The sequence below is a fragment of the Shewanella marina JCM 15074 genome (assembly GCF_000614975.1).
Taxonomy (GTDB): domain Bacteria; phylum Pseudomonadota; class Gammaproteobacteria; order Enterobacterales; family Shewanellaceae; genus Shewanella; species Shewanella marina.
Genome location: NZ_BALM01000001.1, coordinates 189,401 through 203,041, shown reverse-complemented (window position 1 = coordinate 203,041; position 13,641 = coordinate 189,401). Strand labels below are relative to the sequence as shown.

The following is a 13,641-nucleotide window of genomic DNA, read 5'->3' as shown; positions in this document are numbered from 1 at the left end:
ATCGGCTTTGCGCTATAAGCAGGTTTATTTTCGTACCCAAGTATCAAAGCTATAATGCATACCAGCATCATTTTGATGATCTTCGCTGCTTGCTAATAACCAACTACCGTCATCCCATGCGGGGAAATGAGTATCACCATCCACATCCACATCAATTTGAGTCAAATAAAGCTTATCAGCTTGAGGTAATAGCATTTTGTATAGCTGACCACCGCCCATAATAATTAATTCAGCGCAATCACCTGCCGCCATTTTAGCTTGCTCAAAACTGGTAACGACAGTCACACCATTAATCAATAAATCAGCTTGACGGCTAATAACTATGTTTTTACGTCCAGGAAGGGGCCTACCAATCGACTCATAGGTTTTTCTCCCCATGACAATGGGTTTGCCTAGAGTCATAGCTTTGAAGTGTTTTAGGTCTTCTGGTAGATGCCAAGGCATTTTGTTATCTAACCCTATCACACGGTTATTTGCCATTGCCGCAATCATCGCTATTTTCATCGTTTTTCCTTGTGATAAAAAAATAGGAGCCACTAAAGTGCTCCTATCTTCATTGATGCTAAATGGTTAACGTTGGTAAATCACTTCAACATCATAGTCATCGTCGTCGTAATCATCGTCGTCATCAAAATCATCGCCTTCATAATCTTCATTAAGATCATCCATATTGGCCTTATGATAATTATCCCACTTAAATTCAACATCATCACCCGCTTTAGTTTCCTCTTCTTCTGGAGGCAAGCTAGTAATGTAATCAAGTAATTTAAGCGCGATAGCATCAGTACCATCACGGCTATAAGCTGACATGGTTAATACTTCACCCTGCCAGTCTAAACGACTCACGATATCGTCAATGCGAGCTTGTAACTCTTCTTCAAGAAGTAAGTCAGTTTTGTTGAATACTAACCAACGAGGCTTACTTGCAAGCTTAGGTGAATACTTCTCTAATTCAGCCACAATCGCATTAGCCGCTTCAACTGGATCACTACCATCAATAGGTTCGATATCCAAAATATGCAGTAATACACGGCAACGTTCTAAATGCTTTAAGAAACGAATACCAAGACCTGCACCATCTGCAGCGCCTTCGATTAGACCTGGAATGTCCGCAATCACAAAACTTTGACCAGGGCGAGGGTTAACCACACCTAGGTTTGGTACTAGTGTCGTAAACGGATAATCAGCCACTTTTGGACGTGCACGAGAAACAGCACGAATAAAGGTCGATTTACCCGCATTAGGCATGCCTAATAAGCCAACATCAGCAAGCAACATTAACTCTAATTTTAGGCTACGAACTTCACCCGGAGTACCTAATGTCTTTTGACGAGGTGCACGGTTAGTACTGCTCTTAAAACGTGTGTTACCTAAACCGTGGAAACCACCTTTAGCAACTAACATTTTTTGGCCATTAGCCGTTAAGTCACCTAATAATTCTTCAGTGTCTTGATCAATAACACGAGTACCTACAGGCACTTTAAGAATAAGGTCTTCACCACCGTGTCCAGTACAATCACGACTGCGACCATTTTTGCCACGTTCAGCCATGTGAAAACGTTCAAACTGGAACTCAATCAGGGTATTTAGGTTTTCATCAGCTTGTAAGAATACATTGCCGCCGTCACCACCATCACCACCGTCAGGACCACCATCAGGAACATACTTTTCACGTCTAAAACTAACGCAACCACTACCGCCGTCACCCGCTTCTACGCGGATCACTGCTTCGTCGACAAACTTCATACTTACTCCAGCTCGACAGATTAAGGTAATTATACCTTGTTACTGCCATACAGCCAAAAAACTCATTATTGGTATTGCAAGATATTCGATCTTAGCAACAAGGTTACCAATAATCGAGCTCTTATCTACAAAAAACAGAAAGCCCCACCATAGGCGGGGCTTTACAAATTTTAGCTTCAGTATTGAAGATTAGTCTTCGATGCTAACGAACTTACGGTTGTTAGGACCTTTAACTTCAAACTTAACTTTACCGTCTGTTAATGCAAACAGAGTATGGTCGCGACCAAGACCCACGTTTACACCAGCGTGGAATTTAGTACCACGTTGACGAACGATAATGTTACCAGCTAGAACTGATTCACCGCCAAAGCGCTTAACACCAAGACGTTTACTTTCTGAATCGCGGCCGTTACGAGTAGAACCGCCAGCTTTTTTATGTGCCATTAGTCAGACTCCTATTAAGCGTTGATAGCTGTGATTTTAACTTCAGTGAACCACTGACGGTGGCCCATCTTCTTGTCGTGGTGCTTACGGCGACGGAACTTAACGATCGTCACTTTCTCACCACGGCCATGGCTAACAACTTCAGCTACAACTTTACCGCCTGCAACTAAAGGAGCACCAACGTGTACTGTTTCGCCATCAGCGATCAAAAGAACTTGATCAAATTCGATAGTTTCACCAGTAGCAACTTCTAACTTTTCTAAACGTAATGTATGGCCTTCAGCAACACGGTGTTGCTTACCACCACTTTGAAAAACAGCGTACATAGCTATTTTACTCCGATATTCTGACATGCTGGCTCACATATTTTAGAGGCGCAGGATGTCACAAAAACTTTATTAACAATGGGCGCGGAGTTTACGCTAAGAATTGGGAGCTGGCAAGAGCTATTTAGGAAAGAATAAAAAAAGTTGAGCTTTTACTATCTATTTGCAATCTATTACTGTCTTGTTTGATAAATTTAGGTAAAATTCAAATCAATCTCGTATATCAGCTCTTTAGCTATAATGTAGCGTTAAAGAGCGCCTAGTATACTAAGCTTAACCAACCAGAGTCTATTATGGATTTAAACGCCATTCGTCAGTTGGCTGACACTGATATGCAAGCAGTAAACAAATTAATATATAAGCAGCTTGAATCTGACGTTGCACTGATTAATCAACTTGGTTTTTACATTATTAATGGTGGTGGTAAGCGTCTACGTCCACTACTTTCTGTATTAGCCGCAAGAGCCATTGGTTTTAAAGGTGAAAGTCAGCTGAAACTTGCTGCGATTATTGAATTTATCCATACCGCATCACTATTACATGATGACGTTGTCGATGAATCAACACTCCGTAGAGGCCGTAAAACAGCCAATGCTTTATTTGGTAATAGCGCTAGCGTGTTAGTCGGAGACTTTCTGTACACTCGCTCATTCCAAATGATGACAGAACTTAATAGCATGGAAGTACTTTCTGTATTGGCAGACACGACCAATGTGTTATCCGAAGGTGAAGTTTTACAGTTAATGAATTGTAACGACCCAAAGACCACCGAAGAAAGCTATTTACGTGTTATCTACTGTAAAACAGCTAAATTATTTGAAGCAGCGACCCAACTGGTTGCAGTAATTGCAGACGCTCCAGCTGAGCAACAACAAGCACTAGCAGACTACGGTAAATATTTAGGTACTGCATTCCAGCTAACGGATGATCTACTTGACTACACTGCAGATGCAGAAGAATTAGGTAAGAACATTGGTGATGACTTAGCGGAAGGCAAACCGACCCTACCGTTAATATATGCAATTAATAATGCGAGTGAAACTGAGCGCGAATTAATTAAAACAGCGATTGAGCAAGGTGACGGCACCAATAATATTGAGGCTATTATCAAAGCATTAAATGACTGTGGCGCACTCGCGTACACAGAAAATAAAGCGAACCAAGAAGCTGATAAAGCGATTGCTGCGCTTGCTATCATTCCTGACAGTGAATACAAACAAGCATTGATTTCGCTTGCTAAAATTGCAGTTAACCGTAGTAATTAAGATATGCTCGCAAATGGCATCAAAAAAGGCGCTTAACGCGCCTTTTTTATTTTCGGTCAAATTATTTTACAAACTCAACACCTAAATCAATATCAGCAATTAATGTCGCTAACATTTCATCTCTCGCTTGAGTTTCAAACGCGCTCAGCTCACCATAAGGTAAAACCTGTTCGACACCATTTTTACCTAACAATACAGGTTGAGCAAAGAACTTAGCATGCTCACTACCACCATCGACATAAGCACATTCAACCACATTCGCTTCGCCTTGCAGACCGCGTACTAACGACAGTCCAAAACGACATGCGGCTTGTCCCATTGAAAGCGTTGCACTACCTCCGCCCGCTTTTGCTTCGACAACTTCAGTACCTGCATTTTGAATTCTATCGGTTAATGCCACAACTTCAGCCGAGCTAAATTCGACACTGTCAACCTGACTTAATAATGGCAATATTGTCACGCCGCTGTGACCGCCAATAACATTGACTTTAACTTGATCAACGTTCAGTCCTTTGGCTTCCGCTACAAAAGTTTCTGAACGGATAACATCTAAAGTTGTTACTCCAAACAAACGATTTTTATCGTATACACCTGCTTTCTTGAGGACTTCTGCCGCAATGGCTACCGTTGTATTAACAGGGTTGGTAATCACGCCAATAAGCGCTTTAGGACACGTCTGCGCGCATTTGCCAACCAGGTTAGCAACAATGCCTGCATTGATATTGAATAAATCTGAACGATCCATGCCGGGTTTACGTGCAACACCAGCAGAGATAAGTACTACATCCGCCCCTTCTAACGCAAGGGTTGGGTCCTCACCCGCAAAACCTTTTACTTCTACATCTGTAGGAATATGGCTTAAATCCACAGCTACACCAGGCGTTACAGGAGCAATATCATATAATGATAGCTTTGCACCTGATGGTAATTGTGTCTTCAATAATAAAGCTAATGCTTGACCTATTCCACCCGCTGCACCTAATACAGTTACTTTCATATTAATCTCCGTTAACGTCAGGTCAATTTGTGAGGTATATCAACTTCCTTTGATATCGACAGATTACTTCATTAGCATAAAAACTTCAATTATCAAGCATTCGATTAACAATTATTTTACAGCCTTATTTATTCTAATTCATCATAATAAATGCTAATAAACTGTTATATTACCTAAGTGTTACATCGCATTTTTATTCACAAAAAATGGGTATAATTTGACAATTTTATTAATATATGCAGAATGGATCTGTTTTAATGAATAAGACTAAGCTCATGACGCAAACATCAAAAAATCCAGAAGACTTAACTCGTGTTTTTAAGTCTGTCTTAAAAGAAGAAAGATTTGGCTCCCAAAGTGAGATAGTTACAGCATTACAAGCAGAAGGTTTTGGTAATATTAACCAATCAAAAGTTTCTCGCATGTTGAGCAAATTTGGGGCAGTTCGAACTCGCAATGCAAAACAAGAAATGGTGTACTGTTTACCCGCTGAATTAGGTGTTCCTACAGCAGGCAGTCCATTAAAAAATCTCGTCATCGATGTCGACCATAATCAGGCAATGATTGTGGTTCGTACCAGTCCAGGCGCTGCGCAGTTAATTGCGCGTTTACTGGATTCAATGGGGAAACCTGAAGGTATTTTAGGAACCATTGCCGGCGATGATACGATTTTCATTTCTCCCGCTAATATCAAAAATATTGATGAAACGCTTGAAACGGTAAAATCGCTATTTAATTTTGCTGAGTAGTTTCTCAAATAAAAAGAGCCACAAATTTAGTGGCTCTTTTTTATGTCTGAAATTTACAATATAAGCTTCATTAAACGATAAAGTTAAGCTTCATTAAACGATAATAAGAAATCTAATGACGGTGCAAAGAATGCGCTACCAGTCTGAGCATCAGTAAAATGCAACAGGTGATCATGATGACCTTCACCATCGCCATGGATCATACTTTTTAGCATTTCAGTAAAATGTACCGGCGTACGGCACATAGAAATAAACATCAAGCCTTGATGTTTCACTGAACCAATCGGCATACTTTGGCGCAAGATCTCCATTGAGTTACCTTGCTCATCCTTTAAGTTAACTCGCTTAATATGGCAAGTTAACGGCTTTAAAGCTGATTCATATTCAATATTATCTTGCTTAGTACGACCAATAACATCCTCTTGATGTTTAACGGCTAAGCGATTCCATTTTGATAGGTTGTGGTGATATTTTTGCACGTGTACATAACTACCACCACGGAAGTTAATGTCTTCTTCACCCACTAATGCAACATCTTGACGGTGACGACCTTTTGGATTTTCGGTACCATCCACAAAGCCAGTAAAATCACGGCTATCTAAGTATCTAAAACCACGCTCTTCTTCTGCTAGCTCAAGCAAACCATCAAACATTTGACATACTTCATTAGCCACTAAATGCAGGATATCAACCCGATCACAACGAAGCTGTACAAATAGATCAAACTCGGTTGCAGGAGCAACACGATTTTTTTGATTCATCATCGGGAAAGGTGTCAATTGCGCAGGTCGTGCGCTAGCAAAAAGTGTATCCCAATAGCTTGCGCCAATGGCTACAAAAGCATTGAATGCACTATCAGCATACTGATCTGATAATTCAAATAAATAATGAGCAACATTGGCTAAACAAGGACGCAATTGCGCTTCAATGCCATCGACAGCATGAAACATCAAATAAACACTATGCAAATTCCCTTCAGCGCAAATCCCTAGCTGGTCGCGTGGCATAACTTGGATATCCATTATTTTTTAATTAACCTTCTTAATCAATACTATGTCGGCATATTAATGTATCGCTATAGCCGTATCTTTCAATACAAAGCGTTACCAATGCAACAAACGAAACAACTAGTATACCTTTTACAACCTAAAAATGCGTACTCAAGTTGTAGTTAGCTTGTTAAAAATTACCAAAAAAAGTGAAATAAGGAACTGATTTATGACAGATTACTATTCAAAAAACAACCAATGAATGCGCTTTCATTTGTAACTTAACTCTTTGACCCAATTGCCACTGGGTCTGCTCACTATGGACTTGCAAACGATATTGCAAAATATCAACCACATAATGACAATGATTACCTAAAAAACGTCGCTCACTTATCACTGCATCACTATTATCATCACCCAATAACTCAAACTGCTGCGGTCTTAATAGCAACTCACCAGCATAACTTATCGGCTTATTTAATGCTGTACGACTACTTAACCTTCCTATAGGCGTATCCACTTGATAATTATCATATATTGATGCAGGAAGATAATTTACGCTACCTAAAAACTCTGCCACATAACGATCATTAGGCAATTCATATAAGGTTTCAGGGCGACCGCACTGTACAATTTTACCCGCCTTAAATAAGGCTAATTGATCAGCAAAAGCAAAAGCTTCGTCCTTACTGTGGGTAACAAAAATGGCACTGATATTGAGTTGTTTGAGGATCTGCCTAATTTCGCAAATAAGCTGACCTCTAACCTGTGCATCAATATTTGAAAACGGTTCATCTAATAGCAATAATTGGGGACGATATGCTAATGCCCGAGCAATTGATACTCGTTGCTGTTGGCCGCCTGATAATTGATGCGGGAATCGTTCAGCTAAACCCTGCAACCGCACTAACGCTAGCATCTCCTGTAATCGTTGTGCGCGTAAATCAGGATTCTTTTCAGAGACGCCAAACAAAATATTTTGCGCCACAGTTAAGTGAGGAAACAGAGCATAATCTTGAAAAATCATACCTACATGACGTTGCTCACTTGGCACTAAAACGCCATCATCATTACACAATGTATTAGCAATACTAATTTGACCATGACTGGTTGGTTGTAGGCCTGCAATAGCACGTAATAGTGTGGTTTTACCGCAGCCACTAGGCCCTAATAAGGCAAGAATATCGCCCTCGGCAAGACTTAAATCAACCCCTTGTAGGACGACTTGACCTTGATATGCACTATGTAAATTATTAATGGTTAACATCGGCATAATTTTGCTCTATAGATTTGTTTAGATAAATTAATGGAAATAAACCAACTAACACAATTACGATTGCTGCAAGCGCGCCCTGCTCTAGTTGTTCATCAGAGACATATTGAAAAACATAAGTCGCTAGATTTTCAAAACCTATCGGTTTTAATAATAAAGCGGCGGGTAACTCTTTCATGCTTTCAATAAAAACCAACAAGGCGCCAACAAACATCGCTTTGCGTAATAAGGGCAAATGAATACGGTAAAACAACTGCCACGGTTTTTGTGCCATCGTCATTGCCGCCATATCATATGAAGGTGACATGGTTTTATAACGATTCTCAATACTACCAATGGCAATAGCTGCAAATCTCACGGTAAAGGCAATCACTAACGCCGCTAAACTCCCGGTAAATAATAAGCCGGGACCTTTCATCCCCAACCATTGATAAATATCATTAATTGCAAAATCAATATATGTCAGCGGCGCTAGCACTCCAATCGCCAATACTGTGCCAGGCAATGCATATCCCGTACTGACCAAGCGTGATGGCAATAAATCTTGTCGGTATGGGCTCACACGCTTAACAAACATCAGCAGTAATGCCAGTAATACACAAGTAATACTCACGATGGTGGCAACCATTAAGCTATTAATGCTTAACTGCCAAAACTCGTCATGCCAACTCTGTTCAAAATAGTGATAGCTATAATTCACTAATATTAAAAATGGGATTAAAAAACCAGTGGCTAACAACATAGTGCAATAGCTAAATACAGCCCATTTACGCCAGCCTTTTAGTTGATATTTAAATTGCCCCGCATCTTGTACACCTTGTTGATACAAAGCCTGTTTGCGCCTAGCAAAACGCTCAACGCCGACCATAGTAAATACCACCAGTAGGATTAACACCGACAATTTAGCAGCAGCTGACAAACTGCCATAGCCAAGCCATGTGTCATATACCGCGGTTGTTAAGGTTGGCACCGCAAAATAATCTACGGTTGCAAAATCTGCGACAGTTTCCATTGCAACTAATGCGACGCCAACGGCTAACGCAGGCCTTGCCATAGGCAATGCCAATCTAAAAAAACTTTGCCAAGCACTACTGCCCATTAATTGGGCCGCTTGAAAAAGATTATGTGACTGTTCCATAAAGCACTACGCGCCAATAGATAAATATAGGGAAACAATACCAGCGCCAACATTACGGCGGCTCCGCCTAATGTGCGAACTTCAGGAAAGTAATAATCATGTGGCGATTGCCAACCAAAAGCGGATCGTAATGAGGTTTGAATCGGGCCTGCATAATCAAATAAATCGGTATAAACATAAGCCACTATGTAAGCAGGCATAGCAAGAGGTAATAGTAATGCCCATTGAAAAAATCGACTTAAAGGAAACTGGCAACGAGCAATAAACCAAGCAGCTGGGACACCAATAGCCAAACTGAGCAACGACACCAATAACATCAGTAATAAGCTATTAGCGATGTAAGTAGGTAATACACTCTCGATTAATTGACTAAACAACTCACCATGCTAGCAAATGATTGCAACACGATGGCGAATAAAGGTAAAGCAAGCAGTATGGCTAAGCAATAACTCAACCATGACCACCATTTAGATAACCCTAAAATCATAATAGTTCTTAAAGATCAAATTTGACCTTATCAAGTAATGCAACTGCAGCTTGATGATTCTGCGCTAGCTGATAAATGGGAAGCTTATCTGCACTAAATTCGCCCCAAGACGCCACGAGTTCTGAAGCTGGAACATCAGCTTTTACTGGATATTCCATATTCATCGTTGCATAAGCTTGCTGCGCTGGCGTTGACGATAAAAATTCCATCAGTTTAATCGCTTCAACTTGATGCGGTGAATGCTTGGCTAAAGCCATGCCAGAAACATTAACATGAGCGCCACGATCTTGTTGATTAGGGAAGTTAATTTCTACCGCATCAGCCCAAGGCTTTTGCTTAGGATCCACCAACATTTTGCCAAAGTAGTAACTGTTACCTAAAGCAATGTCACATAAGCCCTCTTTAACCGCTTTAACTTGCGCACGATCATTACCTTGGGGTTTACGTGCAAGATTGGCTTTGACACCTTGTAACCACAACTCTGTTTTAGCTTCGCCATGATGGGCAATCATAGATGCCACTAATGCCACATTGTATGGATGCTTACCGCTACGGGTACAAATTTTGCCTTTAAATTTAGGATCAGCCAAATCCTCATAGGTAATATCTAATTTACCGAGGTGAGCTTTTGAAGAATAAATATTACGAACCCGCTGAGTTAACGCAAACCAATTACCGTCAGGATCTCTAAAACTTGCAGGAATATTTTGATTGAGGTGTTGGTTATTGACAGGCGTGACTAATCCCTTATCAACCAATTCCATTAAACGCGAAAAATCAGAGGTTAATACCACATCAGCAGGTGATAAACGCCCCTCACGACTCATTCGCTCGGCAATCCCTTTTTTTGAAAAAACCACTTCAACCTCAATTCCGGTCTGCTTGGTAAAGTCAGCTAAAATAGGATCAATTAAAAAAGGTTGGCGATAAGAATAGATAGTTAATTTGTCAGCAGCTAATGAGGAAAAACTGGAGAGCATCACACCCCATAACAGCAAATGTTGAATTAATTTCATGCTTAAAGCCCTTAAATGCAAATGATAATGGTTTTTACTTGCGATAAGGTAGATAATATTTAGCTAATAATCAACACTATTTTACTTAAGCAATACATTTGCTACTAAACTGAAAACTAACAGAATAACAATATTTGAGCAGGTGATTAATGAGAGCTTGGCTGCGTTTCAATATAACAAGAGTCACCATTATGCTGATGTAACCATTTACAGCAATTAGGGGCTAACTGCCGCCAGTTAAGTTGTTGATGCCGAAAATCAAGATACTCAAGCAGGCAAACCAATAACATTTTACTCGCGGGCATTAGCGATTCAAACGTGGATAATTTGGCTTCAATAACAGGCATACTTCTTAAAATCGCCTGTTCAAATCTCTGCTTAAAAAACAAGGACTCAACACCTAATTCAGCCTCATTTGCTCTTGTCTAAGTTGCACTGCAATATCTAAGCAGCCTTTTAATAAAGCAAAAAACTGTTGCTGTGACCAGTATGGTTCAGCCGTAAATAATCGACTATGGGCAAACTCTTGATCAAGATAGCGAGCAATAACCTCGCTATCAAAAAGTGCTTGTTGATTGGGTAACACAAGGCAAGGGACTTTCGCCAAGGGATTAACTTGTAAAAAGTCACTATCATTATCAAATGGATTTATTTCCAGCTCATCAACCGCAATATTAAATTGTCGAATAATAATCCTCATCAATCTTGAATAAGGTGAAGCCACTGAAAAATAAAGTTTCATAACGAGTCCTTACCAATATTTTTCTAAGGTTATTTGCCCCGGAGCACGGCGTAAATTTTTAACTAAACCTTTATCATTTAATACAGTTACTGCGCCGCTCACCATATCAGGATTACCACAAATCATCACTTGCGAATGCGCTGCACTAAAGTTTACACCAGCAATGTCTTCTAATACGCCAGTAGCTATCGCATCCGGAATACGCTGGCGAATACCACCATTATAATCTTCCCGGGTCACGGAAAGAATTAGGCTAAATTGCTCAGGATATTGCTGTTCCAGCATTTCAAGTTGTGCCAAATAGGCGAGATCAACAGCATGCCTAACGCCATAAACAACAATGATTTTCTCAAATTGTTGCCAAGGCTCTTTGGTTGCAAGCATTGAAAGAAAAGGACCAATCGCAGTACCAGTGGCTAGTAGCCATAACTGTGACTGACTATAATCTTGTTCAGGCAATTCATCCAAAACCATAAAACCCGCAGCTTTAGTCGAGATATCAACACTATCGCCAACAGTTAAATCCTGTAACTGTGGTGATAATTGACCGTCTTCGACTGCAATCGCGAGAATTTCTAAATAACGAGCATCAGGCGCGTTAACTAATGAATAAGCTCGTGCAATACGTTTATCTTCAAGTGCTAATGCCAGCTTAATAAATTGTCCTGCTGTAAATGGCGCAATCTCAGCGTCTAACTTCAAACTAAATAACTTATCATTCCAATCGATACGTTCTACAACTTTGGCTTGAGTCCACATTTTTGCAATACCTCCTCAGACAGATACCTGTTAATGTCGCATATTGGGCTACAAATGCAATCCATAAAATCAGATAGCCTCTACCGATAATATACACAGCAACAATTCTTAATTGAGTAAAATTTTCTTTACTGTCAAAATACTGCCGCACAAAAAATAAACACTTCAAAAACATCAACATAAAAATATTAAACAGTGCTAATGTAAACAAAAGCCTCTAAATACGTCAGATTCAGCGTCAATTTTTCAACGAAAAGTACTACCACTTTACAAAGCCTTAGTGTATAAAAGTGTGCAATTATTGACGCGGTATTTAGGCTCAAACAAAATTAACAAGCTTAAATGACTTCACCACCAATGAATGTAGAAGGACGTTTTATGGCCCCTCAATCTGCTACTGAGTATCCACCAATGGCATTAATCAAAACTTGGGTATGGATGATGATTGAATCGACTAATCCTGAAATTCAAGAGAAAGGCAAAAATAATCTAATCTCAGCGTTTGGCAGTCTTGCAAAAGCAAATAATTATATTGCCTCATTAAGTCAAAATTAATAATAACGACTACTTAATGACTGAACAGAAAAAGGCGCTTACAGCGCCTTTTTGTATTTTTCAAATGTCACATTTTCCGACGTTCAAGTACTGCATTAGCAAGCGTCGCTAATACCTGCTCCGTATCCTGCCAACCAATACAAGCATCCGTAATACTTTGTCCATAAACTAATGGTGTATTAGGTTGTGGATCTTGACGACCTGCCACTAAATGGCTTTCAATCATCACCCCAAAAATACTCTGGTTACCTTGGCTTATTTGGGTTGCCACATCTTGTGCCACTAACATCTGCTTTTGATAGTCCTTACTGCTATTAGCATGGCTAAAATCAATCATAATATTGGTTGGCAATTGTGCATCAACCAGTTGCTGTTCAATTAAAGCGACATCTTCACGACTATAATTCGGGGCTTTTCCACCACGTAAAATAATATGACAATCATCATTACCTTTAGTCGATACAATCGCCGAATGACCAAACTTAGTCACAGATAAAAAATGATGCGGTGAACTCGCAGCCCCTATCGCATCAATTGCCACTTTAATGGTGCCGTCAGTGCCATTTTTAAATCCAACTGGACATGACAAGCCAGATGCCAATTCACGATGAACTTGTGACTCTGTCGTTCTGGCACCAATTGCGCCCCAACACATCAAATCAGCGACATATTGCGGTGTAATCATATCTAAAAACTCACCCGCGGTCGGTAACCCCAAATCATTCAAATCCAGCAGTAATTTACGTGCGGTACGCAAGCCATCATTTAACTTAAAACTATTGTCCATATAAGGATCATTAATTAATCCTTTCCAACCCACAGTGGTACGGGGCTTTTCAAAATAAACTCGCATCACTATTTCAAGTTGATATTGATATTGCTCACGTAAGGCCACCAGCTTACGGCCATACTCCAATGCAGCTTCAGGATCATGAATTGAACAGGGACCAATAACCACCAATAATTTATCGTCTTGTTTGCGTAGAATACGATGAATATTATTTCTCGCGTTAAATACGGTATTTGCAACAATTTCAGTTGCAGGAAATCGCTCTAAAATGGCAATTGGCGGCAGTAGCTCTTTAACCTCATTAATTCTCACATCGTCGTTTTTATAAGCCATTTTATAATTATCTCTCCTGCTTTTATTTTTAT

15 protein-coding genes and 1 pseudogene are annotated in these 13,641 nt (G+C 40.0%); 3 read left to right on the top strand and 13 right to left on the bottom strand.

Features of this window, described 5'->3' with window-relative positions; genetic code table 11:
- Positions 1-24: 24 nt before the first annotated feature.
- The 4 genes from folA to rplU all read right to left on the bottom strand — a co-directional run bounded on the left by folA (position 25) and on the right by rplU (position 2,516).
- Positions 25-504 (bottom strand): type 3 dihydrofolate reductase, encoded by a 480-nt coding sequence (gene folA / locus JCM15074_RS00915; RefSeq protein ID WP_025819418.1) that lies wholly within the window; start codon positions 502-504, stop codon positions 25-27.
- A gap of 66 nt (positions 505-570) precedes the next feature.
- Entirely contained in the window at positions 571-1,746 is a 1,176-nt protein-coding gene (gene cgtA / locus JCM15074_RS00910) for an Obg family GTPase CgtA (protein ID WP_025819416.1), read from the bottom strand.
- Positions 1,747-1,935: 189 nt separating this feature from the next.
- Positions 1,936-2,190, bottom strand: coding sequence for a 50S ribosomal protein L27 (gene rpmA / locus JCM15074_RS00905; RefSeq protein WP_025819415.1), 255 nt, complete (start codon positions 2,188-2,190; stop codon positions 1,936-1,938).
- A gap of 14 nt (positions 2,191-2,204) precedes the next feature.
- Complete coding sequence (rplU, locus tag JCM15074_RS00900; RefSeq protein ID WP_025819413.1) at positions 2,205-2,516, bottom strand: 50S ribosomal protein L21; 312 nt, start codon at positions 2,514-2,516, stop codon at positions 2,205-2,207.
- A gap of 293 nt (positions 2,517-2,809) precedes the next feature.
- On the opposite strand from rplU, the gene ispB reads away from it, so the two are divergent.
- Entirely contained in the window at positions 2,810-3,781 is a 972-nt protein-coding gene (gene ispB / locus JCM15074_RS00895; protein ID WP_025819412.1) for an octaprenyl diphosphate synthase, read from the top strand.
- 61 nt (positions 3,782-3,842) lie between these two features.
- Here the strand turns inward: ispB and mdh are convergent, their stop codons facing one another.
- Positions 3,843-4,778, bottom strand: a complete 936-nt coding sequence (gene mdh / locus JCM15074_RS00890; protein WP_025819411.1) for a malate dehydrogenase — start codon at positions 4,776-4,778, stop codon at positions 3,843-3,845.
- Positions 4,779-5,053: 275 nt separating this feature from the next.
- On the opposite strand from mdh, the gene argR reads away from it, so the two are divergent.
- Positions 5,054-5,527 carry a transcriptional regulator ArgR gene (gene argR / locus JCM15074_RS00885; protein ID WP_037468850.1) on the top strand — a complete coding sequence of 158 codons (474 nt, stop codon included), beginning with the start codon at positions 5,054-5,056 and terminating at the stop codon, positions 5,525-5,527.
- An 83-nt stretch (positions 5,528-5,610) separates the two neighbouring features.
- On the opposite strand, the gene JCM15074_RS00880 is transcribed toward argR, so the two are convergent.
- From JCM15074_RS00880 to JCM15074_RS00855, 7 genes and pseudogenes are all read right to left on the bottom strand, one after another.
- Positions 5,611-6,549: a Dyp-type peroxidase gene (locus JCM15074_RS00880; protein ID WP_025819409.1), complete on the bottom strand. Its 939-nt coding sequence runs from the start codon at positions 6,547-6,549 to the stop codon at positions 5,611-5,613.
- A gap of 211 nt (positions 6,550-6,760) precedes the next feature.
- The gene (locus JCM15074_RS00875; protein WP_373278862.1) at positions 6,761-7,792 is read right to left on the bottom strand and encodes an ABC transporter ATP-binding protein; all 1,032 of its coding nucleotides are present in this window, start codon (positions 7,790-7,792) and stop codon (positions 6,761-6,763) included.
- Positions 7,770-9,414: pseudogene (locus JCM15074_RS20320) on the bottom strand (ABC transporter permease). Before JCM15074_RS20320 ends, JCM15074_RS00875 begins: the two are co-directional and overlap by 23 nt.
- 8 nt (positions 9,415-9,422) lie before the next feature.
- A complete protein-coding gene (locus tag JCM15074_RS00865) occupies positions 9,423-10,430 on the bottom strand; it encodes a Fe(3+) ABC transporter substrate-binding protein (protein WP_025819407.1) in 1,008 nt (335 codons plus the stop codon).
- Between the two features lie 146 nt (positions 10,431-10,576).
- Positions 10,577-10,819, bottom strand: coding sequence for a glutathione S-transferase family protein (locus JCM15074_RS24330; RefSeq protein WP_159105265.1), 243 nt, complete (start codon positions 10,817-10,819; stop codon positions 10,577-10,579).
- An 11-nt stretch (positions 10,820-10,830) separates the two neighbouring features.
- A complete protein-coding gene (locus tag JCM15074_RS23340) occupies positions 10,831-11,172 on the bottom strand; it encodes a glutathione S-transferase N-terminal domain-containing protein (protein ID WP_051536785.1) in 342 nt (113 codons plus the stop codon).
- A gap of 9 nt (positions 11,173-11,181) precedes the next feature.
- Positions 11,182-11,931 carry a ferredoxin--NADP reductase gene (locus tag JCM15074_RS00855; protein WP_025819406.1) on the bottom strand — a complete coding sequence of 250 codons (750 nt, stop codon included), beginning with the start codon at positions 11,929-11,931 and terminating at the stop codon, positions 11,182-11,184.
- Positions 11,932-12,309: 378 nt separating this feature from the next.
- Between JCM15074_RS00855 and JCM15074_RS24485 the strand changes: the two genes are divergently transcribed.
- The gene (locus JCM15074_RS24485; RefSeq protein ID WP_199899759.1) at positions 12,310-12,486 is read left to right on the top strand and encodes a hypothetical protein; all 177 of its coding nucleotides are present in this window, start codon (positions 12,310-12,312) and stop codon (positions 12,484-12,486) included.
- 67 nt (positions 12,487-12,553) lie between these two features.
- Here JCM15074_RS24485 and aroG read toward each other — a convergent pair whose 3' ends face one another.
- A complete protein-coding gene (gene aroG / locus JCM15074_RS00845) occupies positions 12,554-13,609 on the bottom strand; it encodes a 3-deoxy-7-phosphoheptulonate synthase AroG (RefSeq protein ID WP_025819404.1) in 1,056 nt (351 codons plus the stop codon).
- Positions 13,610-13,641: the final 32 nt, after the last annotated feature.

Bases quoted from the DNA above. Each gene is read 5' to 3' on its own strand.
- JCM15074_RS00855 (WP_025819406.1), bottom strand. From the start codon at position 11,931: ATGTGGACTCAAGCCAAAGTTGTAGAACGTATCGATTGGAATGATAAG.
- JCM15074_RS23340 (WP_051536785.1), bottom strand. From the start codon at position 11,172: ATGAAACTTTATTTTTCAGTGGCTTCACCTTATTCAAGATTGATGAGG.
- rplU (WP_025819413.1), bottom strand. From the start codon at position 2,516: ATGTACGCTGTTTTTCAAAGTGGTGGTAAGCAACACCGTGTTGCTGAA.
- JCM15074_RS24485 (WP_199899759.1), top strand. From the start codon at position 12,310: ATGGCCCCTCAATCTGCTACTGAGTATCCACCAATGGCATTAATCAAA.
- aroG (WP_025819404.1), bottom strand. From the start codon at position 13,609: ATGGCTTATAAAAACGACGATGTGAGAATTAATGAGGTTAAAGAGCTA.
- mdh (WP_025819411.1), bottom strand. From the start codon at position 4,778: ATGAAAGTAACTGTATTAGGTGCAGCGGGTGGAATAGGTCAAGCATTA.
- cgtA (WP_025819416.1), bottom strand. From the start codon at position 1,746: ATGAAGTTTGTCGACGAAGCAGTGATCCGCGTAGAAGCGGGTGACGGC.
- JCM15074_RS00865 (WP_025819407.1), bottom strand. From the start codon at position 10,430: ATGAAATTAATTCAACATTTGCTGTTATGGGGTGTGATGCTCTCCAGT.
- JCM15074_RS00880 (WP_025819409.1), bottom strand. From the start codon at position 6,549: ATGGATATCCAAGTTATGCCACGCGACCAGCTAGGGATTTGCGCTGAA.
- ispB (WP_025819412.1), top strand. From the start codon at position 2,810: ATGGATTTAAACGCCATTCGTCAGTTGGCTGACACTGATATGCAAGCA.
- argR (WP_037468850.1), top strand. From the start codon at position 5,054: ATGACGCAAACATCAAAAAATCCAGAAGACTTAACTCGTGTTTTTAAG.
- folA (WP_025819418.1), bottom strand. From the start codon at position 504: ATGAAAATAGCGATGATTGCGGCAATGGCAAATAACCGTGTGATAGGG.
- rpmA (WP_025819415.1), bottom strand. From the start codon at position 2,190: ATGGCACATAAAAAAGCTGGCGGTTCTACTCGTAACGGCCGCGATTCA.